This window comes from Acidiphilium rubrum, assembly GCF_900156265.1.
In the GTDB taxonomy this organism is placed as follows: domain Bacteria; phylum Pseudomonadota; class Alphaproteobacteria; order Acetobacterales; family Acetobacteraceae; genus Acidiphilium; species Acidiphilium rubrum.
In genome coordinates this window covers 139,370-162,833 of record NZ_FTNE01000007.1, presented here as the reverse complement: position 1 = coordinate 162,833, position 23,464 = coordinate 139,370, and the positions used below count along the sequence as shown (strand labels likewise).

Here is a 23,464-nt window from a genome sequence, read left to right as displayed (position 1 = left end):
GGGTATTGTGTTCGCGGCTCATTCCTGTTCGGGGATGTTTTTTCAATCCGCCCGGCATCGTCGGGCAGTCGAGGCTCGATCGCCCGCATACCAAACTGGCCGCGCACGCGGTCTTGTTTCAAGGATTCAAGCGACTTCATGGGTTCAATCGCAACTGTTGCGCGCCAGCATGGCGCAGACCAATACACCGGCACTGACGATTTCGCAGCCCTGCTCGACAGCACATTGGGCAGCAATACCGGGTTTGAAGGCTCGGTCGTCTCAGGCCGCGTTTCGCGCATCGACGACGAATTCGTTGTGGTCGATGTCGGACTGAAGAGCGAAGGCCGGGTTCCGCTCAAGGAATTCGGCGCCCAGGAAGTCAAGCCGGGCGATGTGTTCGACCTGTTCATCGAGCGCTACGAGGACAAGGACGGCTCGATCGTGCTGTCGCGCGAGAAGGCCCGCCGCGAAGAGGCGTGGACCGCGCTCGAGCGCGCGCATGAGGCACAGACCCGCGTCAACGGCATCATCCATGGCCGCGTCAAGGGTGGGTTCACCGTCGGTCTCGGTGGGGCGACCGCGTTTTTGCCGGGCAGCCAGGTCGATATCCGGCCGGTGCGCGATGTCACGCCGCTGATGGGCATGTCCCAGCCGTTCCAGATTCTGAAGATGGATCGGGCGCGCGGCAATATCGTGGTTTCGCGCCGTGCGGTGCTCGAAGAGACCCGCGCCGAACAGCGTTCGGAGCTGATCCAGGGCCTGAAGGAAGGCCAGATCCTTGATGGCGTGGTCAAGAACATCACCGATTACGGTGCGTTCGTTGATCTCGGCGGCGTCGATGGTCTGCTGCACGTGACCGATATCGCGTGGCGCCGGATCAATCATCCGGCCGAGGCGCTGACCATCGGTCAGCCGGTGCGGGTGCAGGTGATCCGGTTCAATTCGGACACGCAGCGCATCAGCCTGGGCATGAAGCAGCTCGAGACCGATCCTTGGGAAGGTGTGGACGTCAAATATCCGCCTGGCATCAAGGTTACCGGCCGCGTTACGAACATTACCGACTACGGTGCGTTCGTGGAGCTGGAACCGGGAGTCGAAGGCCTGGTGCATGTTTCGGAAATGTCCTGGACCAAGAAGAACGCGCACCCCGGCAAGATCGTGGCGACGAGCCAGGAAGTCGAGGTCATGGTGCTGGATGTCGATGCCGGCAAGCGCAGGATTTCGCTGGGCCTCAAGCAGGTTTCGCGCAATCCGTGGGAACAGTTCATGGACGATCATCCCGTGGGCTCGCTGGTCGAAGGCGAGATCCGCAACATGACCGAGTTTGGCCTGTTCGTGGGTCTGGCGCCGGAAATCGACGGTATGGTCCATATGTCCGATTTGTCGTGGGACGAGCCGGGCGAGCTGGCGATGGCCAAGTTCAACAAGGGCGATATCGTCAAGGCGAAGGTGCTCGATGTCGATGTCGAGAAAGAGCGCATCAGCCTTGGGGTGAAGCAGCTTGAGGAAGATCCCGCCGCCGGCGTGCTCGACCGCGTGCACAAAGGCATGATCGTGACCTGCGTGATCACCGCGGTGCAGACCAACGGGCTTGAAGTGAAGGTCGATGACGTGCTGACCGGCTTCATCCGCCGCGCCGAACTGGCCCGTGACAAGGGTGATCAGCGCCCCGATAAATTCGCCGTCGGCGAAAAGATCGATGCGAAGATCACCGCCGTGGACCGCGCAGCACGCAAGTTGCAGCTGACGGTGAAGGGCAAGGAGATCGACGAGGACAAGCAGGCGATGGCCGATTTCGGCTCGTCGGATTCGGGTGCCTCGCTGGGCGATATTCTGGGTGCCGCGATCCGTCGCCGCAACCAGCAGGCGCAGAGCGAGACCTGAGTCTCGATCAGGTTTGGTTGGGGAAACGCCGTCCTTCGGGGCGGCGTTTTTCGTTGGGGCGCTCGGATTTGGCTCAGGAGCGGGGCTGGATCGCGTTTCGGATGGAGGGGCTGATCGTTACGCCATTGCCCGTCGCGCGCGGCGCAGGTGCAGGGCGCCGCGGCCGAGGCCGTAGGCCAGCGCGCCGAAGAAGCCCACGAAAAATCCGACGGGCCAGTTGGTGAGGTAGGACAGCGCGATCGCCGCCCAGACCGTCAGCAGCGATATCGCGACCGAGAGGGCGATGGCGAGGCCGGCGCGATCGGTCAGGTTGCGCGCGGCGGCCGCCGGGCCGACCATCAGGCTGAACACCAGCAGCGCGCCGACCACCGGCAGCGCCACCGCCGAGGCCATGGCGAGGATGACCAGGAAGGCGAGGTCGGTGCGCGCGGGGGCGGCACCGCGCGCCTGGGCGAGATCACGCGAGACCGCGCTGAGCAGCAGCGGGCGGAACAGCAGCAGAACCGCGCCGGCCGCCGCCGCGCTGACCAGCGCGATCGGGGTGATATCCGCCGCACCGATGCCGAGCACCTGGCCGAACAGCAGGCCATAGACCTCCTGCGCGTAGGTGGTGGTACGGCTGAGGAACAGCGTGCCGAGCCCGAGCAGCATCACCAGGGTGAGCGCGGTTGCCACCTCCGGCCGGCCGCGGCGGCTCAGCGCATCGATGCCGATGACGCCGAGAGCCGCGAAGGCGACCAGACCGCCGATTTCGTTGATACCGAGCCAGGCGGCGGCGGCGGCACCGGGAAAAATGCTCAGCGGCAGCGCGTGGGCGGCGAACGAGGCCCCCCGCACCACCACGAAAAATCCGACCAGGCCCGCGGTTGCCGCGACGATGGAGGCGGCGATCCAGGTGTTGATCATGAAGCCGGAAAACATGCTCAGGACCCCGCCATCCGTCGTCGCGCAAGCGCGGTGCCGAGCGGGCCGGCGGCGAGGTAGGCGGCCAGCACGATCATCACCACGAAGACACTGACCGGCCAGCCGTGGCCGGGGGTCCAGTAGAAACTGTCGTAGGCGAGCGCGATGCCGCCCCAGGTGGCACAAAGGCCGATCGCCGCGGCGATCAGGATTGCCGTGCCGGGCCTTGTTGCGAGGCGCAGCGCCGCCGCCGCCGGGCCGATCAGCAGCGCGGTCGAGAGGATGGCGCCGATCGTCATCGCCGAGAGGGCCACCGCGATCGCCAGCACCAGCAGATGAGCGAGGCCGATCAGGCGCGGGTCGATGCCGCGGATGGCGGCGAGATCGGGGTCGATCGCGATCAGCAGCAGCGGGCGGTAGAGTGCCGCGGTCATTGCCAGGGCGAGCGCGCCGACGCCGAGTGCGAGCGGGATGGTGGAAGGCGCGATGGCGAACATCGAGCCGAACATGACGGTATTGGCGGCACCGGATGCGCTGGTGGTGGTCATGTCGAGATAGAGCAGCAGGGCGGTGACGCCGAGCCCCGCGCCGAGCACGATGCCGGTGACCAGATCGCGCTCGCGGATCTGGCGCGCGCCGATCGCTTCCATGCCGCCGGCGCCGAGTGCCGCCATCGCGAGAAAGCCTGCCAGCGGGCGGATGCCGAACAGCAGGGCGGCCGAGCCGCCGGCGCTGCTGATATCGGCCAGGGCGTGGCCGGCGAAGGACTGGCCGCGCAGCACGGTGAACACGCCGACCACGGCCGAGACCAGCGCCGCACCGCCGCCGATGATCAGGGCGACCTGCACCGGGCCGTTGCTGAAGAAGGCGGCACCGATCATGCCGTGTCAGCGGATCTGGGTGACATGCACGGGCTCGCAGGCAATATCGGCGTCCAGCCCGTCCTCGCCGCCGGCGGCGACCACCAGGACGCGGCCGTGCACGCGGATCACATCGATATGATAGCCATACAGCCGGCTGAGCACGGCGCCGCGCACCACCTCCCCCACCGTGCCGCTGACCGAACTGCCGTTGGCGAGGTAGACGATGCGGTCCATCACCGGCAGCAGCGGGTTCATGTCATGCGCCGAGAGCAGCACGGTGATCCGCTGTTCGAACGACAGGGTGTGCAGCAGGGATACCACCTCGGCCACGCTGCGGAGGTCGAGATTGGCGAGCGGTTCGTCGAGCAGGAGGAGTTTCGGGCGGCGGACCAGCGCGTGCGCGATCATGATGCGCTGCTGCTGGCCGCCCGACAGATCGCCTACGCGTCGGTCGGCGAAGCCGGTGGCATCGACCGCGGTCAGCATCGCATCGACCGTGCGGCGGCGCGCGGCGGAGGGCAGCGGCAGGCCGAAGCGATTGCCATCGAGCCCCAGAGCCACCACATCGCGCGCGCGGAGCGGCATGAACGGGTCGAGCTGGATTTTTTGCGGCACGTAGCCGATTTCGTGACCGCCGGTGTCCACCGTGCCGCGATCCGGCTTCACGAGGCCGAGGATCGTGCGCAGCAGCGTGGTCTTGCCCGACCCGTTCGAGCCGATCAGGCCGCAGAAGGAGCCCTGCGCCAGGGTGAAATCGACGTTGTGGAGGATGGTGCGGCCGGCGAAGGCGACGGAGATGGAGGATAGGGTGAGCATGTTAAGGAAAGACTACTTTTTTGAAAAAAAGTAGCAAAAAACTTTTGGTAGTCTGGGCCTGGGGCTTTGGCGTTTTCGTGCCTCCGGACTTGGCGAATGAAAGTTTTTTGGTTCTTTTTTTCAAAAAAGAACCCTTCCCTACTTCGTAACCATTGCGCGCCCCGAAACCGCCCGCTGCATCGCCTGAACTTCCGCCAGCATCCATGACTGGTAGGTATAGCCCGGCGTCGGCATCGTCTCATAGACCCCGACGACGGGGATGTGGTTCCGGCGGGCGAGATCGAGAAACGCGGTGGTCAGCGGATCGGTGACCTGCTGGTTGTAGACGAACAGTTTCACCTTGTGCCCGGTGAACAGGGCGTTCTGGGTCGCGACGTCCTGCGGTGATGGATCGGTGCCGTTCATGATCGCGGCCTGCAGGGTGAACGGGGTTTCGATTCGCATGCCCAGCGCTTGCAGCAGGGCGTCGGCCACCGGTTCGGTCACCGCGACCGGTGTTGCGGGGTAGCGTGCCTTGAAGGCTGCGATCGCGGCGTTCCAGGGGGCGAGTGCTGCGATGAAGCGTTGGGCGTTGGCGTGGAAAGTGGCGGCGTGCGCGGGATCGATGCCGGTGAGCGCGGCGGCGATCGCCTGGGCGACTTTCGGCATGGTCGCGGGTGCGTACCACAGATGCGGGTTGGGCGTGCTGTCCGGCAGGCCGAGCAGATGCTGCACGTCGATCACGCGGCGCTGGGGGTTGGGCACGGCGGCGATGATTTTGTCGGCCCAATTGTCGTAGCCGAGGCCGTTTTCGACCACCAGCGCGGCGCGGGCGATCTGGCGCGCGACCTTCGGGCTGACTTCGAATTCGTGCGGGTCGACATTGGGGTTGGATTCGACCGCGCCGACCGTGACATAACGGCCGCCGATCTGGCGGATGACATCCGCATATTGGTTTTCGAGGCCGAGCGCGCGGATCGGCGCGGCGGCGCGGGCCTGGCTTAGTCCTGCGAGCGTCAGCGCGAGGCCGATGGCGGCGCGGCGGCTGGTGGTTGTGTTCGGCGGCATAGACGCTCCTCCCCGCCAGTGTCGTAGCCAGATTGGGGGTTCGGATCAAATGGGTGGTTATGATTGGTGTGGTTTTTCGGGGTTTGATGCGGAAATGAGGTGCCTGGTTTGCGGCATCATCGGGCCGATCGGCACAAGTCTCGCGCCGGAGGCTTCGCGCAGGCGAATCACATGCTATAAGCCCGGCCCGATGACGCACGCGCACCCCAAGACCGTTCCGCCCGCCCCGCACCCCGCGATTCCGGTGCCCTCGCCGGCCCGCAAACACCGGCCGCGGCTGGCGTTGTTGTGGCTGCTCGCCCCGCTCACGCTCGGCGGTTGCGGGATTTTCGGGGGCGGCCATGCCCATACCGGCGATGCGGGCAAGCCAGAGAAATCGGTGGCGCTGCCGCCGGCCGGCACGCTCTATGCCAACGGCATCGCGTATCTGCAGAAGGGCGAGAATAAAAAAGCCTCCGATGCGTTCAACGAGGTCGAGGTCAATTACCCCTATTCGACCTGGGCCACCCATGCCGAGTTGCTGCACGGCTACGCCGAGTTCCGCCGGCAGAATTTCGACAGCGCGGTGGGCGCGCTCAACCGCTTCATTCAGCTCCACCCGGCCAGCCCCGATGCGGCCTATGCCTATTACCTGCGCGCGCTGTGCTATTACGAGCAGATCGAGGGCGTGCAGCACGACCAGACCTTCACGCTCGAAGCGGTGCAGGCGTTGCAGGATGTGGTGACGCGGTTTCCCAACAGCGCCTATGCGCGCGATGCGCGGGTGAAGCTGCGCCTGGCCCAGAACCGCCTGGCGGGGCATGAAATGTCGATCGGCCGGTTCTATGAGCGGCAGAATCTCTATGCCGCCGCGGTGACCAAATATCAGGAAGTGGTCCAGCAATATCAGACCACCACCTTCGTGCCCGAGGCGCTGGAGCGGCTGACCGAGTGCTATCTCGATCTGGGGCTGACCAAGGAGGCGCTGCGCACCGCCGCCGTGCTCGGCTATAATTATCCGGGGTCGCGCTGGTATCAGGATGCCTATAACAAGCTCGGCGCGCATGATCTGCTGAACGGGGTGGCCAAGCCGAAACGGTCCGGCGGGTTCCTGTTCGGGCTGCTCTGACCCGGGCGCAGCCACGCCATGCTCACCGCGCTGTCGATCCGCGACGTGGTGCTGATCGATCGGCTTGATCTGAGTTTCGATACGGGGCTTTCGGTATTCACCGGTGAAACCGGGGCGGGCAAGTCGATTTTGCTCGACGCGCTGGGGCTGGCGCTGGGCGCGCGGGCCGATGCCGGGCTGATCCGCGCCGAGGCCGCGCAGGCGGTGGTGACCGCGTCCTTTGTGGTCGGCGCGACCCATCCGGCCTATGCGCTGCTCGATCATCATGGGATTGCCGGTGGTGAGGACATCCTGCTGCGGCGAATCGTGGCGCGCGATGGGAAGTCGCGCGCGCTGATCAATGATCAGCCGGTCGGCGCGGCGCTGCTGCGGCGGGTTGCCGATCTGCTGATCGAAATCCAGGGCCAGCACGCCCAGATCGGGCTGAGCGACGCCGCCACCCAGCGCAACATGCTCGATGACTATGGCGTCGATCGGGCGCTGCGCGACACCGTCGCTTCGTTCCATGCCTCGTGGCAGGCCGCCGAGGCGGCGCGGCACGATGCCGCCGCCGCCCTGGCCGAGGCGCAGCGCGACGAGGATTTTTTGCGCCACGCGGTCGATGAACTGGCCACACTGGCGCCGCGCAACGGCGAGGAGGATGATTTGGCGGCATCGCGCCAGCATTTGCAGGGGGCTGAGCGGCGTGCCGAGGCAATCGGCAATGCGCTGGGTGAGCTCGCCCCGCGCGAGCGCCGCTCCGCCGGGCCGGCCGCCACGCTGCGGAGTGCGGCGCGCGCGCTCGCCCGCATCGCCGAGGCGGAACAGGGGCCGGTGATCGGCCAGGCATTGGCCGCGATCGAACGCGCCGAGGAGGCGTTGTCGGAGGCCGAAACCCTGCTCTCGCGCGCCGCCAGCGAGGCGGAGGCCGATCCGCGCGGGCTGGAAGCGATCGAGGAACGGCTGTTCGCGCTGCGTGCGATGGCCCGCAAGCATGGCGTCACCGCGCCGGAACTGCCCGGTCTGCTCGATCATTTCGCGGCACGGCTTGCGACGCTCGATGCCGGCACCGCCTCGTTGCAGCAATGCGAGGCCGCGGCACACGCGGCGCGGGGCGAATACATCACCGCCGCCGCGGCACTCACCGGCGCGCGCGATCAGGCGGCGGCCCGCCTGTCACGCGCGGTCGGGCGGGAATTGCCGCCGCTCAAGCTCGATCGCGCCCGATTCGTGGTGGAGCGCAGCGCCCTGCCGGAGGCGCAATGGGGGCCGCGCGGCGCGGATGCCGTGCGGTTTTTGATCGCGACCAATCCGGGCGATGCGCCGGGCGCGCTCGACCGGGTGGCTTCGGGCGGTGAATTGTCGCGCCTGTTGCTGGCGCTGAACGTGGTGCTGGCGGGGGAATCGCCGGTCGGCACGCTGATTTTCGATGAGGTGGACAGCGGCATCGGCGGTGCCACGGCGGCCGCGGTGGGCGAGCGGCTGGCGCGCATCGCGCAGGCGACGCAGGTGCTCGTGGTGACGCATTCGCCCCAGGTTGCCGCGCGCGCCGGCGCGCATTTCCAGGTTGCCAAGGCCAGCGGCCGGAGCCGCGCGCAGACGCTGGTGACACGATTGCCGGCCGAGGCGCGGCGCGAGGAGATCGCCCGGATGCTGGCGGGTGAGACCATCACGGATGCGGCGCGCGAGGCCGCCGCCAGCCTGTTGGCGGGCGCATGAGCGGCGCGCGCGACACCCTGGCCGCGCTGATCGCGCGGCTTGCCGAGGCCGATCTCGCCTATCATCGGGACGATCAGCCGATCATGGATGATGCGACCTATGACGCGCTGAAACGCGAGGCCGATGCGCTGCGGGCCGCCGACCCGGCGCTGGCCGCGTCACTCGATCAGGTCGGTGCGCCGGCATCCGGCGCGTTTGCCAAAATTCGCCATCGCCAGCCGATGCTGTCGCTGGACAACGTGTTCGATGATGTTGAATTTGCGGCATTCTGTGCGAAAATACGGCGCTTTCTCAACCTTGGGCCGGCGCCGCTCGGTTTCGTGGCGGAGCCGAAGATCGATGGGCTTTCGATCTCGCTGACCTATGAGAACCGCCGGTTCGTGCGCGGGGCGACGCGCGGCGATGGCAGCGAGGGTGAGGACGTCACTGACAATCTGCGCACGCTGGCCGATCTGCCGCTCGTTCTGCCGGATGACGCGCCGGAGATGATCGAGATCCGCGGCGAGGTCTATATGACCAAGGCCGATTTTCTGGCGCTCAACCAGGGCCAGGCACGGCAATTCGCCAACCCGCGCAACGCCGCCGCCGGCAGCCTGCGGCAGTTGGATGTCGCGATCACCGCCTCGCGCAAACTCTCGCTGTTCGCCTATGCGCGCGGTGCGGCCAGCGCGCCGGTGGCCGCGACCCATGCCGAATATCTCGCAACCCTCCGGCGCTGGGGGTTTGCGGTCAATCCGCTGGCGCGGCCGGTCAGCGAGGCCGAGGCGGCTGGATTTCAGCAATCGATCGGTGAGCGGCGGGCCGGGCTCGATTACGATATCGACGGCGTGGTCTATAAAATCGATGATCTGGCGTTGCAGGATCGGCTTGGTTTCGTCGGCCGCGCGCCGCGCTGGGCGGTGGCGTGGAAATTTCCGGCCGAGCGCGCGATCAGCGTGCTGCGGGCCATTACCATCCAGGTCGGGCGCACCGGGGCGCTGACGCCGCGCGCCACGCTCGATCCGGTCAATGTCGGCGGCGTGCTGGTGCAGCACGCGACGCTGCACAACGAGGACGAGATCATCCGCAAGGATTTCCGGCTGGGTGACACGGTTGAGTTGCAGCGCGCGGGGGATGTGATCCCGCAGGTAATTCGCGTGCTGCCCGAACATCGGCCGGACGATGCGGTGCCCTATGCGTTTCCCGATCATTGTCCGGTGTGCCACGCGCTGGCGATTAGGCCGGCCGGCGAGGTGATCCGCCGCTGCACCGGCGGGCTGACCTGCGCGGCGCAGGTGGTGGAGCGGCTGATCCATTTCTGTGCGCGCGGCGCATTCGACATCGAGGGGATGGGCGAAAAGACCGTGCGGGAGTTCCATGCGCGCGGCTGGCTTGCCGGTGCGCCGGATATTTTCCGCCTGCCCGCGCGCGCGGAGGCGATTGCCGCACTCGAAGGCTGGGGCGAAACCTCGGCCGCGAAACTCGCCGCCGCGATCGAGGCGCGGCGGACCGTTCCCCTCGCCCGCTTCATTTTCGCGCTCGGTATTCGCCGGATCGGTGAGGCCAACGCCAGGCTGCTGGCGCGCCACTATACCAGCTACGCCAACTGGCGCGCGCAGATGCAGGCGGCGGGGGAGATCGGCTCGGATGCGCGGCTCGAACTCGGCTCGATCTCGGGCATCGGTCCGTCGATCGCCGAGGAGCTCGCGGGTTTTTTTGCCGAGCCGCACAACCGCGCGCTGCTCGATGATCTGGTGGCGCCGCTGACCATTCTCGATGAGGCGGCCACCGCTGCGTCCGGCGCGCTGGCGGGCAAGACCATCGTGTTCACCGGCACGTTGCAGCAGTTGGCACGGCCCGAGGCGAAGGCGCGCGCCGAGGCTTTGGGGGCCAAGGTGACAGAATCGGTTTCCAAGAAGACCGATTATGTCGTGGTCGGTGAGGATGCCGGCTCGAAGGCCACCAAGGCGGCGGCGCTCGGCGTGACCATTTTGACCGAGGCCGCATTCCGGGAGTTGGCGGGATTGTGACGCGTGCCGGCGCGGATGCCCGTCAATCGTTGGTCGTCAATCGTTGATCGTCAATCGTTGATCGACAGCACCATGATCGGGTCGGCGATTTTTTCAGGCGCGATTTCCTGATCGAGCGGCAGCACGGCGGTGCCGATCGCGAAGAATTCGATGACGTGGCTCTGCCAGCCGTGGCTGCCTTCATGGATATCGACGCCGACGACGCCTTCGGCCTTGGCCGCCGCGGCTTCGAACTGCATCCGCTCGACCGCGATTTCGCGCGCCTCGTACATGGCGGAGGTGAAGTTTTCGAGCTCGACGTTCTGGCCCGCGCGGGCGAGTGACGCGAGCGCGCCGCGATGGGCGACGTGATAAACGCAGGAGCCCATCACCATCTCGACCGGCCGGTAGCCGGCGTGCAGGAGCGACCAGAAATCCTGCCCGGACAGATCCGAGGTGAACGGCCCGCCGTCATGCGCGCGGAAACCCTTGTGGCCCTCGCCGTGGACGACGCCGGTGCCGATGGCGATGAATTCGAGCAGATGCTCGTCCCATTCCAGCCGCTTGATCGTGAGTTTGACGCCGACGATACCATCCGCCCCCATCGCGCCGGCTTCCGCGCGCATCCGCGACATCGCCAGCTCGCGGGCGTGGTACATCGCCTTGGAGAGCACATCCATTTCCTGGTTCTTCGACCAGCTGCCGTACTGCACGCCGACATGATAGACGCAGGTGCCGACGCACAGGCCGATCGGCTCGAACCCCGCCTTGCGCACCAGCAGGAATTCATTGACGCTGAAATCGGAGGTGAACACCCCCGATGAATGCAGCGAGGAGCGCAGCCCTTTCAGGCGTTCCTTGGCGTGAACCGGTATGGCGCCGTTGGTGTCGTCGGGCATGTCAGATCGCTCCGTCCTGATCGTTGGTGGCATAGGATTGGTGATGGCGTGTCGTGCCGGTCAGCGGCGTGGCACCCTGGTGCATGTCGACCACCATTTTGATCTCGTGCGGGATCGGCGTGCCGCGCCGGGCATCGACCGTGGTGGCGATGACGATGTGGCGCGCGAGATATTGCTTGGGCTGGTTCTCGCCGCCTTCCTGCTCGAACATCTCGCTGAAATTGAGATGGGCGAGCACGCCGTTGCCCTGGCCGCGCGCGCTCTGGCGCAGATCGGCGTGGGCGCGGCGGCGCACGTCTTCCCATAAATTCGACAGGGCGGTGGATTCGGTATTGCCCATCCAGAACTGGTTGGTGGCACCGCGCCAGTCGCTCATCCATTCGTAATGCGCGCCGATCGCGATGCCGGTTGCCACCACGTCGGCTTCGAGCAGCTTGACGAATTCGAGCGCGGGGACCGTGGCGATCACCGGCTCGGCGCTGGGGGGCAGACCGTCGATTTTCACCGCGGTGCCGACCAGGGTGAAATCCATGCTGGCTTCGATATCCATCGGGATTGTGCGCATTTTGACATCGAGCACGGCGTTGGCGCCGGCGATGCGGGCTTCCTCGCGCAGGCGGGCCAGCGCCTTGTTCCAGCCCTCGGCGTGGCCGAGCGTCCAGGACCAGCCGTAGTGCAGCCAGCAGGTGGCCGATACCGAGGCGATCGGGCGGATGCCGTGCGAGCGGGTGATCAGCAGTTCGGCGGGCGACATCGTCGCGGTCCAGGGCACGGTGCCGCGGCTGGCGCCTTGCAGGCGTTCGAGCGTGCTGGTCGGCACCCGCCCTGCCCGCAGATTCATCATGATATCGGCCTGGCGATGCGCGGTCGCGGCTTCCTGGGCTGCGGCCTCCGGCGATTTTCTGAAGCGATCGAACAGGCCCATGATCAGGCTGCTTTCCTTGTTACGAGGCCATGAAGGCGCTGATCGACTGGCTGAGGCTGCGGGCGTGGGCCGAGGCCTTTTCGGTCTCCTGCGCCAGTTGCGCGAACCAGGTGCCGGGATCGACCTCGCGGGTGTTCAGCGTGATGCCGCGGACTTCCATCGCGATGCTCGCTTTCAGGCGGCCGTGATCGATTTTCAGGGCGTAGACATGCTCATCCATCCGCACCGCGAGGCCGACCAGCGTGGCCTTGCGGGCGAATAATCCCTTGGATTCCAATAGGGTCACGCGGTCCGGCATCGCTTCGCGCAGCCGCAGGGCGAAGGCGTTGAGATTGCTCTCGGCATCGGCGGTGAAGCGCCGCAGCCATGCCGCCTGGGTGTCGAAATCGGGGCTGGCGCTCACGGTTTTTCGACCGCGCGCTGGTTGACGCTCTGCATGCCCTTGACCAGCCGGTTGCGGACATCGGCGAGCTTGGCCTCGCGCTCGCGATCGCCGGCGGCGATTTCGCGTTCGATGTCGATCACCTCGTTCATGGTACGGATCGATTCATCGGCGACCTGGGCCAGAACATCGATGTTCCGCTGATCGCCGCCGAGGCTGCGCGCCGCGGTGGTTGCCGCCTCGTGCGCGCCTTTGGAGGCGAGCAGCGTGATCTGGCGGTTCGCTTCGTCGAGTTTCGCCGCCTCATCGGCGGCGTGGCGGATTTCGACCTGCACAACCGCCTGCGAGGCCACCGCCATCAGGCGCGGGATGACCACCAGCATGCCGTTGGAGATTTTCATCATCCGCGTCTCGGCCGCCTGCTTGTTCTGCCCGATGATCGGGATGAGTAATGCCGAGCCGACCAGCGCCTCGCGCATGTCCGCGACCTTGCCGCGGAAATTGGCGATCGCGCCGCGGAATTCCATGACATCCGCCGCATCCGCCGGATCGCCGGTTTCGACCGCGTGCAGCCGCAGCGCCTCGAGCTCGTCCTGACCACGATCGATCGCGAGCTGGCCGGCCGCGATCTCGATTTTCAGCGCGTGCAGGCTCTGGCGGATCGCGAGCGCCTGCTGGTCGAGCAATTCGATGGTCACCGCCAGATCCGCCTTGGTCTTGCGCGCCTTGGCCTGTTCGCCGTCCATCAGGTCGAGGAATTGTTTGCGGTTTTCGGTGAAACCCTTGAAGGCGGTGTGCGCATCGACGGCGGCACCCATCAGTTTGCCGAAAATGCCCTTGCGCGCGGCGGGGTGGCCGTTGTTGGCCTCCGCCTGCAAATCGGAGATGCGCAGGATTTTGACACCGTCGATCACGGCGGCGGCGATCCGGCCGACCTCGTCCGCTTCACCGAGGCGCACGCCGCTGAGCAGTTGGCGGGAAGCACCGGCGATGCCGGCCAGCACACCATCGCCGTGGTTCATCAGGCTGGTGGTGTTGCGAAAATCGATTTTCGCCGCCGAATTCTGCGCGGCGGCCAGATCATCGGGGTTCAGATTGGCGATTTCGACCAGGCGTTCCAGACGGGGCTGCGGCTGCAAACGTTCATCGGTCGTGGCGGGGCCGGCGGGCCGCGTCGCGACGGCCTGGACCGGCGCCGGATCAAGATTGTCGAACACCGAAAGGTCGAGCGGCGCGGCTTGCGTTGGTTCAGGCATTGGGCGGCCCTTCTGGTTCGTGCGCGGACCATGCGATTCCGCGACACTGTGAATACAGCACTATGGGATGACGTTCCAGATGATGCCGATCACGCATTCGTGTCGGGTGTTTCGGGGCTGATGAGGCGCTGCGGTGACGCGCTTGCATTCCTGCGGGCGGGACGCACATGCTCGTGATGATATTTTGCATGATGTGCTGCCGGTTTGGTGAACGCTGATGGCGACGCGCGGCACGGCGGGTGTCGCGGCGCTGGCCATGCCGCTGAAGCGCGCGATCACCGGCAAGGTGGTGGCGGTGTTCAACGATCGGGCGCGCGGCGAGGCGCCGGTGGTGCGGCGGGCGGATGGGTTGTTCGGGCCGCGCGCGGTGGCATGGCGGGTCAATGGCGATGTCACCTCGATGATGGTGGGCGGGGTGGCCGGGCTGATGATGCAGATGCTGCATCCGGCGGTGTTGGGCGGGGTGTGGGATCATTCGAAGTTTCGCACCGATATGGCGGGGCGGTTGCGGCGGACGGCGCGGTTCATTGCGCTGACCACCTATGGCGATCGGGGCGAGGCAGAGGCGGTGATTGCGCGGGTGCGGCGAATTCATGGCCATGTGCGCGGGGTTTTGCCGGATGGCACGGCCTATGCGGCGGATGATCCGGCGTTGCTCGCCTGGGTGCACGTGACCGAGACGATGTGTTTTCTGGATGCGTGGGTGCGCTATGCGGAGCCGGGCATGTCTGGTGCGGATCAGGACCGGTATTTCGCGGAGATGGCGGTGGTGGCGTCAGCCCTCGGCGCCGATCCGGTGCCGCGCACGCGGGGTGAGGCGCGCGATCTGGTGCGGGCGATGCGGCCGGGGTTGCGCTACAATGAGCGGACCCGCGAGGTGATGGGGATTTTGCGAAATCAGCCGACGACGTCGTTCATCTCTGGTTCGTTTCAGGCGCTGACGATGCAGGCGGCGGTGGATCTGCTGCCCGGCTGGGTGCGGCGGCTGCATGGGCTGGATAATCCGGTGATGGCGCGGCCGCTGGTGCGGGCGGGCACGTTCGGGGCGGCGCAGACGTTGCGCTGGGCCTTTCGCTGAATTAGCCTCCGTTCGGACCTGCCTGGGATTTCGCGATGACATTGGATGCGACGGCTGCTGGCGTTTATGCGATTGCGGCGACGCCGTTTTTGCCGGATGGGGCGGTGGATTACGCCTCGGTCGATCGGCTGACCGATTTTTACCTGGGCTGCGGCGTTACCGGGTTGACGATATTGGGGATCATGGGTGAGGCGCCGAAGCTCGATCCGGCGGAGGCGCTGGCGATTTCCGAGCGGGTGATCCGGCGGGCCGGGGTGCCGGTGGTGGTCGGGGTTTCGGCGCCGGGGTTTGCGGCGATGCGGGCGCTGACGCATGGGGTGATGGCGAGCGGGGCGGCGGGGGTGATGATTGCGCCGCCGCCCACGCTGCGCACGGATGATCAGATCGTTACGTATTATCGGCAGGCGGTCGAGACGATCGGGGCCGATGTGCCGTTCGTGATCCAGGATTATCCGCTGACGCTGAGCGTGGTGATGACGCCGACGGTGATCCGCACGATCGTGATGGAGCATCCGTCCTGCGTGATGCTGAAGCATGAGGATTGGCCGGGGTTGGAAAAAATCTCGGCGCTGCGGGGGTTTCAGCGCGAGGGGTCGCTGCGGCCACTTTCGATTTTGACCGGCAACGGCGGGTTGTTCCTGGATTTCGAGATGGAGCGCGGTGCCGATGGGGCGATGACCGGCTACGCGTTTCCGGACATGCTGGTGGAACTGGTTGCGCGGGCGCGCGCGGGCGAGCGGGAGGCGGCGCATGATCTGTTCGATGCGCATCTGCCGTTGATCCGCTACGAGCAGCAGCAGGGGATCGGGCTCGCGGTGCGGAAATACGTGTTGCAGAGGCGGGGCGCCATCGCGCATGACGCGCAGCGGGCGCCGGCGGGGGTGTTGAGTGCGGCGGCGCGGGGCGAGATCGATTATCTGCTGGGGCGGTTGGCGCGGGTGGATGGCCGGGCGCTGGTATGAGGTTCGCAGGGAGAAGACTTCTTTTTGTGAACAAAAAGAAGCAAAAAAACTTTTTTAATTTGGGCTATGGGCGCGACAACGGCACGGGCCTGGTTGAATAAAAGTTTTTTGGTTCTTTTTTTCAAAAAAGAACACTTGCTTTTACTGCGCCCTCCAGCGTCGCGACGACCATGGTTTCCAGACCCGTGGGACCGGCGGCGGCGATCATCGGGGCGGTCCAGCGGTGGGCGACGCGGCCGGATTCGATCATGATCATTTCGGTGCAGGTGGTGCCGATGGTGGCGAGCATGTGGGTGGACATGACGAGGCCGTGGCCGGCGGCACAGAGCTCGGCCAGGAGGCGGCGGATGCGGGCGAGGATCAGCGGGTCGAGGCCGTTCAGCGCTTCATCGAGCAGCAGCAGGGGTGGCGTGCCGAGCAGGGCGCCCATCAGCGAGAGTTTCATCCGGGTGCCGAGGGAATAGGCGCTGATATTGGTGCGCAGCCAGGGGCCGAATTGCAGGGTCGTGATCAGATCGTCGCGCGGCCAGGCGTGGGGATGGCAGCCGCGGATCGAGCCGATCAGTTCGAGATATTGCTGGCCGGTGAGGTCGGGCGGGAGATCGGCCGGGTCGACGGCGTAGCCGAACTGGCGTTTGGCGTGCTCCGGGGCGGTTGCGAGATCGATGCCGGCGATCCGGATGGTGCCTGCCAGGATGGGGATCTGGCCGCTGATCGCGCGCAGCAGGGTGGATTTGCCCGAACCGTTGGCGCCGAGGATCGCGGTGAAGCTGCCGGGGTGAACGGTGAGATCGATGCCGGTGATGATTTCGGTGCGGCCATAGCCGGCGGCAACGCCGGCGACGGCGAGCAACGGTGGGTTAGCGTCCGGCACGGAACGCGGCGCGGGCGCGCAACATCAGGATGATCAGCAGGGCGTACAGGATGAGGAAGGCCAGGTTTTGCAGGGCGGCGTATTGGTCGGCCGCGAGCATCAGGGCGGTGAGGTAGAAGCCGAGCGCCAGACCGGCTGAGCCGGGGATCGAGAGGGCGGCCAAGACGTAGCCGAGACCGAACAGCAGGGCGGCGGCACCGGCGCCGGCGAGCGGGCGCGGGCGGATCAGGTCGAGCGAGAGGTCGGCGATCGCGAAGAGGGCGAACCAGGCGGCGGCGAGGCTTGCCGGCAGGCGGAACATGGCGGTTGCGGCGCGGTGATAGGGGATCGGGCTCGTGCGCAGGACCGGCGAGAGGAGCGGTGTGCAGCTGGTTGCGCCGATCAGCATGAGCAGCGGGCCGAGGGTCGCGATTATCGGTGCGAGCATGACGGGGTGGGCACCGTGGGCGGCTGCTTCGGCGATCGAGAGGCTGGCGGCCAGTGAGCCGGCGCTGAGCACGGCGATCCGCCGGCGGCGTGATGCGAGGGTCCACCAGCCGGCCCAGCGCGGGGCGGCGTGGTCGAGCGGGGCGAGCCAGATGGTGGCTTGCGGGGCTGGTTGCCTGGCGGATCTGGGGCGGGATTGGGTGACGGCATTCAGCGCGCAGCCGGCGATGAAGCCGGCGCTGAAGAGGGCGGTGGCGAGGGGTAGGCATCGTTCGGGGATCCCGGCGGCGGGCGCGCCGAGGCGGAGGGCGAGGGCGATGAGGGCTGTGCCGGTGGCAAGGCGCGAGAGGAGCGAGAGCAGGATGGCGTCGCGTCTGGCGTGGTCGGGCCAGGGTTGGATGGCGAGGAACGATGTGGTCAGGGCGGCGCGGTCCTGGGCGGTTGCGATGGACCCGGCGACCAGACCGAGGGCGAGGCAGGCGAGGTTGGTGATGGCGGCTCGCTGGGATGGTTCGGTACTTGTGCCGGCGAGTTGGTGGATCAGCGATTGCAGCCAGAGGGTGGCGTAGATCAGCAGGATGATCGCGGCGACGCCGATCGGCAGCAGGCGCCAGCCGCGCTGCGCGAGGGCGCGGAGGCGGTTGGCGCGGGCGTGGTAGCGCCAGCGGATGAGTGTCAGCCGTGACATGGTGTGCGGGTTTGGCAATGAGATATTTTAGATTGGTTAACCATCTGTTCAGAAGTTTGTGTTGAACTGCTTTACCACGCAATAGGCAGAAGGAGCAGCGCAAAAGGCGATTCCCCCTTAGGAGTCTTGCCATGATCAATCCGGTAACCGCGATCCATGAAATTATGCAGAGTGGGCAGGGTGCGGGCGGTGCCCCGGTGCATAATTCTGCTGCGATGGTGGGTGGGGCTTCGTCGACCCTGGTTCAGGCGGATGTGGTGTTGTTGTCGCAACAGGCGCTGGATGGGCTGTTGAAAGATGGCCTGACGCAGGCTTCGAACGCTGGCGCGATTGATGCGGGGGCTTCGGGTGCTGGGGCTGGAGCTGGGACCGGGGTTGGGGCTGGGGCTGGGGCTGGGGCTGGGGCTGGGGTGGAGCCGCCGGTGCCGAGTTCGCTGGTCAATCAGATCGAGGCGGCGGCGCAGAGTGTCGCGGCCAATCCGGATTTCTTCAGTTATCTGGTGAATGCTTTGGGCGGTTCGCAATATGTCGCTGCGTTGATGGGGTTGCAGCAGGGTGGGGCGCCGGTTGAGCCGGTCCCGTCGCCGGTTCCGCCGGTGGGTGGCGTGCCGTCGCGGAATGATCTGTCGAAATTATAGGTTGGTCCAGAAGCACAATGGGGAATTTCCGAACTCATACCAGTCGATTTGGTCGCTGATTCGTAGGAGGATTTCCAGGCTGTCTGCTTTGTTGGTCTCCATCGTGTGCCCGATCTGATGCGGGACGTCGGCATGGTTCAGCCGGTCGCGATCGCCAATTTGATAAATTGTGCGGCGGATTTGCAGCCGCTGCTGGCGATGGCGATGGCGATGATATGCGACTGCCATGATCAGATTCACGTCTTCGGGGCAATCTCGGCCGGCTGCGGCGTTGGTGTGGCGATCATTATGCCGGGTATGAGCACCGAGGCGGTGAATGAACATCGGGCCGAAATCAGTACTCAGGTTGCTGCCGGTGCGGACGGCCTGCTGGTGTGCGACGGGGTTGGGTCGCGCCAGACAGATGAGCGGCGGAGCGTTGCCGAGACTTTCATGCTCCTGACGCTGCCACCTCATGCGGCCAGGCTGAACCCGGTAGAGACCGTTTGGGACGATCTGCGGGGCAACAAATAAGGTGGCCTTGTCTGGGATTGCCAAGCTTCCGTGCTTGAAGTTTGCGAACAGGCTGGGCTGGTCCTCGTCAACGAGCCAGCCGGTAGCGGCTCAATCGGAATACGGGCCTCGGCGTATGTCAAAGGCTAAGTCAATTTGTAATCCCTGATCTTTCGTGGTTTTTGTTGCATTATCGTAACGAATAAGACGTGCGAAATCATGGACCCTTCCGCCACATTTTTTTGACGTTGAAGGACGGCACGAAGGGCTGGTGCCAGGGTGGCACGGGGGGTGGCGGTGGGCCGAGGATTTCGTGGAGTTGTTCGGGTGTGAAGTCGATGCTGCCGTCGGGGTTGATTTTGTATTGGTCCATGAAGCTGGGCTGGCGCTTGGGTTTGCGGGTGCGTTTGGGCCGGGGCTTGGTCGATTTGGGGCGTTTGATGCTTTGTGGGTAGCGCAGGCCGAGCATGGTGTGGAGCGGGCGGAGGATGCGGCCGAGGCTGGGGTGGGTGGCGAGCAGGGCCTGGAGGATGGGGTCTTCCATGAAGTGCTGGAGTTCGAGGCGGGCGTTGGCACCGGCGACGATGGGGGCGGCTGGGCCGTTGGGGAGCAGGCGGATGAGCCATGCGAAGCCGCGCGGGAGGGTTAGGGCGGGTTTGGGTTTGGTGGTGGGTTTGCGGTCGGCGGGTTTGCGCGTGCGCGGGGATTGCGGGGGTTTGGCGGCGATTTTGGCGAAGCGGGCGATCTGGCGGCTGAGGTAGTTCCAGATCAGGACGAGGAGCGGGCCATGGATTTTGAGGCGGTAGCCGTTGTCGGCCACGGAGCGTTGCAGGGCGCGGAAGATCACCGCGAAGCGCTCGGACGGGTCGGCGGGCATGAAAGGCGCGTTCGAGATCATGACCGCACATAAACCACGATGGGCGGGGGGTGAGAAAGGAATTTGTTAGGGGGGCGCGTTAGAATTTTTTTTGTTTGTGGGGTCTGGCGGGGCTGAATTGGTGGGGTGCGGCCGATCGCACCATTCTATGCGGGCTTATACGGTCGTGAAATCTGTGAATTGAGCTTCTGGCAAACGCCGCCAGCCCGGTTTTGCGAGCAGGTAGCCCTGGATGAACTGAACGCCTAGTCCTCGCAAGGTCTGGTACTCCGCCAACGTCTCGATCCCTTCCGCCACCATCAGAATACCGAGATCATCGCATAATCCGACGCAATGACGCACAAGACTCTGGCGAACTTTATCGCGATCGATGTCGCGGATCAGGACCATGTCGAGCTTGATGATGTCAGGACGGAATTGCGCCAGAAGATTGAGGTTGGAATGGCCGGCGCCGAAATCGTCGATCGCGGTGCGGAAACCCATGGCGCGATAGGCGGTAACGATGCGGGCTAGATGGGCGGGGTCGGTTACCGCTTCGCCTTCGGTGATCTCGAAGATCAGCCGGTCGGTCGGGAAGCCGACGCGCGCCGCGGTTTCCAGGGTTTTGCGGATGCAGGCCTTGGGTTCGTACACCGCATTCGGCATGAAATTGATGGAGAGGGCTGCGGATGTACCCACAAGTCCGAGAGCGGTTGCCTGTTCGATCGCGGTTATGCGGCAGGCCTGGTCGAAACCGTAGAGCAAGGTTTCGGTGACGGCGGCGATGACCGAACCGGCGGTTTCGCCGTTCGGGCCGCGCACCAGGGCTTCATAGGCGAACACCTCCTGCCGGGCGATGTCCACAATCGGTTGGAACGCCATGGTCAGGGGAAAGTCGTACGCGCCGCGGCGACAGTGGCCGCATTCGGCCTCCGGTCTCGTCCGCGTATCATCCGTTTCCATGTTGCAACTTCCGTCTAACATCATTTTGCCAGGATTATCACTGTGTTTCCTAACAGATAGAAAACAAAATCCAGAGACCTACTCACAATATGGCGATGAAGGCTGTCATCGGCGGCATGGCGTGGCCCATCCCGCGACGAAAGCGCCAATCGGCGATAGAGCAACGCCGATTGCGGCAGTTGGACGCTCTGCCGGCGGGTACCAGCAAAGGGACCCGGATCGGGCGGTTCGCGGCGTGTTATGATCGCTTGTTCCGGGCGAGCGCGACTGCGCGGTGGGTGCGGATGTTTGGCCGTGCCAGCGTGCGCGGGCATCTTTTGGTATTCGGGGCGCGTTGGGGATCATGGGGGGTAAACATGGCAGGTGGCGGGAAAGGAATTTGTTAGGGTTTGTGTTAGAGTTTTGGTGGTGGGGTTGGTTGTTCATGTCAGGCTGGTGCCCCCTATTGTATAGCTGAGGCTGGCGCTGCTGACGCCGAGGAGGGTGATGCGGGTGCCGTCGTTGAGTGTGACCAGCGCGCCGGACGCGCCGTTGTAGCTTGTGTCGGTGACGGATTGGATCACTGCGTTGTTGACGGTGTTGATCGTCCCGTTGATCTGGCCGAAATTGGTCACGACCGCGCTGCCCCCGCCGATCGATGATCCCATGAAGAAGACGTTGCTCGATCCGGCCACGGTTGAGCCGGTCAGGGTTGAGGTTCCGGCGCTGCCGAAGAAATACTGGGTGCCGGTGCCGTGCGAGATCATCACGTCGCCGCCGGCTCCGGGGTTGCAGTCGAACAGGTTGGTGCCGGTGCCGGGATTGGCGATCAGGGTTTCGTTGCCGATGCCGGCGAAGAGGTAGTTGGTCTGTGCGGAATTGACCACGACGAGCGAATTGCTGCCGCCGCCGACCGCGTATAGCGCGCCCGAACCGCCGATGATCGAATTGTTGCCCGCCGTGCCGCCGCGCACGGTGCCGCCGCCGGCCCCGCCTTGCATGGTCATCGAGCCGCTGAGGTCGTTGATGACCGCCGGGGTTGATCCGATGTTGATGAAGTCCAGCGATCCCGCGTAGCCGGATTGGTTGTAGCCGAATACGCTGCCCGATCCGGTTGCGAGGATCGTGTCCGATCCGGCCTGATCGGCCAGGACCGCGTTGCTGCTGCCGGTGATGGTGACAATGTTGCCGCCGCTCATGGTCATTTGATAGTCGGTGGCGGTGGCGCCGAGGACGCTGCTGACGCCGGTGCCGAGCGAGCCGAAGATGGTTGCGTAGGATGCCGGGGGCGTTACCGGGGGCGTTACGGGCGGGGGCGTCGGGGTGGAGGCGGCGCCTGCCACGGCAAACCCGATTGCCTGCATGATGGATTTGTCCGCCGAGGAGAAAATGGTGTTGTTGTTGCTCGATACGTAGTTGAGCATGTCGGTGGCGGTGCCAGGCGGGGTATAGGTGGGTGATAGCCAATCGGCCCCGCCCGGACTGCGGAAGGTTTGCAGGTGCGTGGCACCGTTGTCGGTCGAGAAATACGGGTTCTGGCTGCTATAGCTGCCGTGGCCGAGGTTGGCACCGGAGACTTCCAGCGTGCCGGGCGAGGTGAACCGGAACAGATTGAGCGGGCCGAATTCATACTGCCCGTTCGGCATCGTCGCGGCGTTGTTGGAGATCCGGCCCATGACGTGGGTGATTTCGTGCACCGCGACTCCCATGTTGAAGTCGGACACGAAGCTCGGGTTGATCAGGATGACACCGTCGAGCGCGTAGGATTGCGGCAGTGGGATGCCCAGGGCTTTGTCCTCTGCCTGGCTCATGTAGATTTCGTTGTAGGCGCCCTGTGGCAGGGTGGCGGGCAGGGACACGCCGGGGTCGTTCGCGCTCAGCAATTGCTCGGCGCGGCTGAGGGAGACGCCGAATTCGGGTGAAGGTTGCCCTTCCGCCAGGATGGTAGCTGGTGCACCGGCCAGGATGTTGACGCCGATCGTCAGGTTGATCGGGTTGGTGATCTCGGTGTGGAGGAAGCTGGCGGCCGATTCGAGCGCGCTCATCACCGGGGCGCTGATCGTACTGCCGTTGTAACCGACGAAGCTGATGTTGAGGCCGGCTGTATTGCTGGTTGACTGGCTCATGCGGTCTCTTCTTATTGGAAAATTAGTGGTTTGTTAAAAATTTTTTGGTCGTTGAGGGGTGGGTTGCGCTATCCTCATCTTTTTGACCGAAGAATGGACTGTTTATATCATTTGTAATTGCGTGATCTAGATTGATTAAGCGGTGAGACCAATTATTTTTAAATTGTGAAAATAATATTAATAACTATGATTGTGCGACCGTAATTATTTAGTAGGGATTATATTTTTTGTGTGCAGCATATTCTATTCATTAATAGAGTTTTGAATTAGCTCCGAAGTATCGGTGGGTTTGGTAGCGACATTAGGCCGTGCGCGATGTTGCCCCCAGGCTTGGTCCGCGGACTCTGCGCTTTGCCCGGTGTTCGTTCTTTGCCAGTCAGGTCGCTGGGAGAGCGAAGCCGGCTGTGGTGGTGGTGGAGTTTGGCGGGGGTGGAATGATGGGGTGCGGGAGGGCAGCCCATTCTACGCGGGTGGTTGTGGGGTTTGGCCCGGGGCTGAATGATGGGGGGCGGCAGGGCACCCCATCGCGTGCTGTTTTCGGCATCGCCCTGCCCACAGAAATGGTCTGTTCGAATTTGTAATTATCGTGTATGGTAAGGGAAATTTTTTTTGATCACCAAAAGGTTTTCAC

Annotated in this window: 21 protein-coding genes; 8 read left to right on the top strand and 13 right to left on the bottom strand. The window is 64.9% G+C overall.

Annotated features, from left to right (window positions below):
• Positions 1–138: 138 nt before the first annotated feature.
• Positions 139–1,866: a 30S ribosomal protein S1 gene (gene rpsA / locus BW994_RS07500; protein ID WP_076454431.1), complete on the top strand. Its 1,728-nt coding sequence runs from the start codon at positions 139–141 to the stop codon at positions 1,864–1,866.
• Positions 1,867–1,983: 117 nt separating this feature from the next.
• Here rpsA and BW994_RS07495 read toward each other — a convergent pair whose 3' ends face one another.
• From BW994_RS07495 to BW994_RS07480, 4 genes are all read right to left on the bottom strand, one after another.
• The gene (locus BW994_RS07495) at positions 1,984–2,787 is read right to left on the bottom strand and encodes a metal ABC transporter permease (protein WP_029313191.1); all 804 of its coding nucleotides are present in this window, start codon (positions 2,785–2,787) and stop codon (positions 1,984–1,986) included.
• 2 nt (positions 2,788–2,789) lie between these two features.
• A complete protein-coding gene (locus tag BW994_RS07490; protein WP_029313192.1) occupies positions 2,790–3,650 on the bottom strand; it encodes a metal ABC transporter permease in 861 nt (286 codons plus the stop codon).
• A 6-nt stretch (positions 3,651–3,656) separates the two neighbouring features.
• Positions 3,657–4,448: a metal ABC transporter ATP-binding protein gene (locus BW994_RS07485; protein ID WP_029313193.1), complete on the bottom strand. Its 792-nt coding sequence runs from the start codon at positions 4,446–4,448 to the stop codon at positions 3,657–3,659.
• A 138-nt stretch (positions 4,449–4,586) separates the two neighbouring features.
• Positions 4,587–5,495, bottom strand: a complete 909-nt coding sequence (locus BW994_RS07480; protein ID WP_029313194.1) for a metal ABC transporter solute-binding protein, Zn/Mn family — start codon at positions 5,493–5,495, stop codon at positions 4,587–4,589.
• A gap of 190 nt (positions 5,496–5,685) precedes the next feature.
• Between BW994_RS07480 and BW994_RS07475 the strand changes: the two genes are divergently transcribed.
• Genes BW994_RS07475 through ligA form a run of 3 tightly spaced genes read left to right on the top strand, consistent with a single transcriptional unit; the run spans position 5,686 to position 10,310 of the window.
• Positions 5,686–6,603, top strand: a complete 918-nt coding sequence (locus BW994_RS07475) for an outer membrane protein assembly factor BamD (RefSeq protein ID WP_245801535.1) — start codon at positions 5,686–5,688, stop codon at positions 6,601–6,603.
• 18 nt (positions 6,604–6,621) lie between these two features.
• Positions 6,622–8,301 carry a DNA repair protein RecN gene (gene recN / locus BW994_RS07470; RefSeq protein WP_029313196.1) on the top strand — a complete coding sequence of 560 codons (1,680 nt, stop codon included), beginning with the start codon at positions 6,622–6,624 and terminating at the stop codon, positions 8,299–8,301.
• The gene (gene ligA / locus BW994_RS07465) at positions 8,298–10,310 is read left to right on the top strand and encodes an NAD-dependent DNA ligase LigA (protein ID WP_029313197.1); all 2,013 of its coding nucleotides are present in this window, start codon (positions 8,298–8,300) and stop codon (positions 10,308–10,310) included. Before recN ends, ligA begins: the two co-directional genes overlap by 4 nt.
• 50 nt (positions 10,311–10,360) lie before the next feature.
• On the opposite strand, the gene BW994_RS07460 is transcribed toward ligA, so the two are convergent.
• From BW994_RS07460 to BW994_RS07445, 4 genes are read right to left on the bottom strand one after another with little or no spacing between them, the layout of a single operon-like run.
• Positions 10,361–11,188: a heavy metal-binding domain-containing protein gene (locus tag BW994_RS07460; protein WP_029313198.1), complete on the bottom strand. Its 828-nt coding sequence runs from the start codon at positions 11,186–11,188 to the stop codon at positions 10,361–10,363.
• A 1-nt stretch (position 11,189) separates the two neighbouring features.
• Positions 11,190–12,113, bottom strand: coding sequence for a heavy metal-binding domain-containing protein (locus BW994_RS07455; protein WP_051657553.1), 924 nt, complete (start codon positions 12,111–12,113; stop codon positions 11,190–11,192).
• 19 nt (positions 12,114–12,132) lie between these two features.
• Complete coding sequence (locus tag BW994_RS07450; RefSeq protein WP_029313200.1) at positions 12,133–12,516, bottom strand: hypothetical protein; 384 nt, start codon at positions 12,514–12,516, stop codon at positions 12,133–12,135.
• Positions 12,513–13,751, bottom strand: a complete 1,239-nt coding sequence (locus BW994_RS07445; protein WP_029313201.1) for a toxic anion resistance protein — start codon at positions 13,749–13,751, stop codon at positions 12,513–12,515. Before BW994_RS07445 ends, BW994_RS07450 begins: the two co-directional genes overlap by 4 nt.
• A 217-nt stretch (positions 13,752–13,968) precedes the next feature.
• On the opposite strand from BW994_RS07445, the gene BW994_RS07440 reads away from it, so the two are divergent.
• A complete protein-coding gene (locus tag BW994_RS07440) occupies positions 13,969–14,829 on the top strand; it encodes an oxygenase MpaB family protein (protein ID WP_051657554.1) in 861 nt (286 codons plus the stop codon).
• 35 nt (positions 14,830–14,864) lie between these two features.
• On the top strand, positions 14,865–15,791 hold the full coding sequence (locus tag BW994_RS07435) for a dihydrodipicolinate synthase family protein (RefSeq protein ID WP_029313203.1): 927 nt from the start codon (positions 14,865–14,867) through the stop codon (positions 15,789–15,791).
• Positions 15,792–15,912: 121 nt separating this feature from the next.
• Here the strand turns inward: BW994_RS07435 and BW994_RS07430 are convergent, their stop codons facing one another.
• Together BW994_RS07430 and BW994_RS07425 are read right to left on the bottom strand one after the other, a co-directional pair.
• The gene (locus BW994_RS07430) at positions 15,913–16,665 is read right to left on the bottom strand and encodes an ATP-binding cassette domain-containing protein (RefSeq protein ID WP_029313204.1); all 753 of its coding nucleotides are present in this window, start codon (positions 16,663–16,665) and stop codon (positions 15,913–15,915) included.
• Entirely contained in the window at positions 16,652–17,779 is a 1,128-nt protein-coding gene (locus BW994_RS07425) for a hypothetical protein (RefSeq protein WP_029313205.1), read from the bottom strand. The genes BW994_RS07430 and BW994_RS07425 overlap by 14 nt, the downstream gene beginning before the upstream one ends.
• 131 nt (positions 17,780–17,910) lie before the next feature.
• On the opposite strand from BW994_RS07425, the gene BW994_RS19590 reads away from it, so the two are divergent.
• Both BW994_RS19590 and BW994_RS07415 read left to right on the top strand, forming a co-directional pair.
• Positions 17,911–18,417, top strand: coding sequence for a hypothetical protein (locus tag BW994_RS19590; protein WP_029313206.1), 507 nt, complete (start codon positions 17,911–17,913; stop codon positions 18,415–18,417).
• Between the two features lie 105 nt (positions 18,418–18,522).
• Positions 18,523–18,930, top strand: a complete 408-nt coding sequence (locus BW994_RS07415; RefSeq protein WP_051657555.1) for a hypothetical protein — start codon at positions 18,523–18,525, stop codon at positions 18,928–18,930.
• Positions 18,931–19,126: 196 nt separating this feature from the next.
• Here BW994_RS07415 and BW994_RS07410 read toward each other — a convergent pair whose 3' ends face one another.
• The 3 genes from BW994_RS07410 to BW994_RS07400 form a co-directional block, all read right to left on the bottom strand.
• A complete protein-coding gene (locus BW994_RS07410; protein ID WP_139334025.1) occupies positions 19,127–19,786 on the bottom strand; it encodes a hypothetical protein in 660 nt (219 codons plus the stop codon).
• Between the two features lie 156 nt (positions 19,787–19,942).
• Positions 19,943–20,647 (bottom strand): EAL domain-containing protein, encoded by a 705-nt coding sequence (locus BW994_RS07405; protein ID WP_029310906.1) that lies wholly within the window; start codon positions 20,645–20,647, stop codon positions 19,943–19,945.
• A gap of 503 nt (positions 20,648–21,150) precedes the next feature.
• Positions 21,151–22,833 carry a hypothetical protein gene (locus tag BW994_RS07400; RefSeq protein WP_051657178.1) on the bottom strand — a complete coding sequence of 561 codons (1,683 nt, stop codon included), beginning with the start codon at positions 22,831–22,833 and terminating at the stop codon, positions 21,151–21,153.
• Between the last annotated feature and the right edge of the window lie 631 nt (positions 22,834–23,464).

Bases quoted from the DNA above. Each gene is read 5' to 3' on its own strand.
- rpsA (WP_076454431.1), top strand. From the start codon at position 139: ATGGGTTCAATCGCAACTGTTGCGCGCCAGCATGGCGCAGACCAATAC.
- BW994_RS07495 (WP_029313191.1), bottom strand. From the start codon at position 2,787: ATGTTTTCCGGCTTCATGATCAACACCTGGATCGCCGCCTCCATCGTC.
- BW994_RS07490 (WP_029313192.1), bottom strand. From the start codon at position 3,650: ATGATCGGTGCCGCCTTCTTCAGCAACGGCCCGGTGCAGGTCGCCCTG.
- BW994_RS07485 (WP_029313193.1), bottom strand. From the start codon at position 4,448: ATGCTCACCCTATCCTCCATCTCCGTCGCCTTCGCCGGCCGCACCATC.
- BW994_RS07480 (WP_029313194.1), bottom strand. From the start codon at position 5,495: ATGCCGCCGAACACAACCACCAGCCGCCGCGCCGCCATCGGCCTCGCG.
- BW994_RS07475 (WP_245801535.1), top strand. From the start codon at position 5,686: ATGACGCACGCGCACCCCAAGACCGTTCCGCCCGCCCCGCACCCCGCG.
- recN (WP_029313196.1), top strand. From the start codon at position 6,622: ATGCTCACCGCGCTGTCGATCCGCGACGTGGTGCTGATCGATCGGCTT.
- ligA (WP_029313197.1), top strand. From the start codon at position 8,298: ATGAGCGGCGCGCGCGACACCCTGGCCGCGCTGATCGCGCGGCTTGCC.
- BW994_RS07460 (WP_029313198.1), bottom strand. From the start codon at position 11,188: ATGCCCGACGACACCAACGGCGCCATACCGGTTCACGCCAAGGAACGC.
- BW994_RS07455 (WP_051657553.1), bottom strand. From the start codon at position 12,113: ATGGGCCTGTTCGATCGCTTCAGAAAATCGCCGGAGGCCGCAGCCCAG.
- BW994_RS07445 (WP_029313201.1), bottom strand. From the start codon at position 13,751: ATGCCTGAACCAACGCAAGCCGCGCCGCTCGACCTTTCGGTGTTCGAC.
- BW994_RS07440 (WP_051657554.1), top strand. From the start codon at position 13,969: ATGGCGACGCGCGGCACGGCGGGTGTCGCGGCGCTGGCCATGCCGCTG.
- BW994_RS07435 (WP_029313203.1), top strand. From the start codon at position 14,865: ATGACATTGGATGCGACGGCTGCTGGCGTTTATGCGATTGCGGCGACG.
- BW994_RS07425 (WP_029313205.1), bottom strand. From the start codon at position 17,779: ATGTCACGGCTGACACTCATCCGCTGGCGCTACCACGCCCGCGCCAAC.
- BW994_RS19590 (WP_029313206.1), top strand. From the start codon at position 17,911: ATGATCAATCCGGTAACCGCGATCCATGAAATTATGCAGAGTGGGCAG.
- BW994_RS07410 (WP_139334025.1), bottom strand. From the start codon at position 19,786: ATGCCCGCCGACCCGTCCGAGCGCTTCGCGGTGATCTTCCGCGCCCTG.
- BW994_RS07405 (WP_029310906.1), bottom strand. From the start codon at position 20,647: ATGGCGTTCCAACCGATTGTGGACATCGCCCGGCAGGAGGTGTTCGCC.
- BW994_RS07400 (WP_051657178.1), bottom strand. From the start codon at position 22,833: ATGAGCCAGTCAACCAGCAATACAGCCGGCCTCAACATCAGCTTCGTC.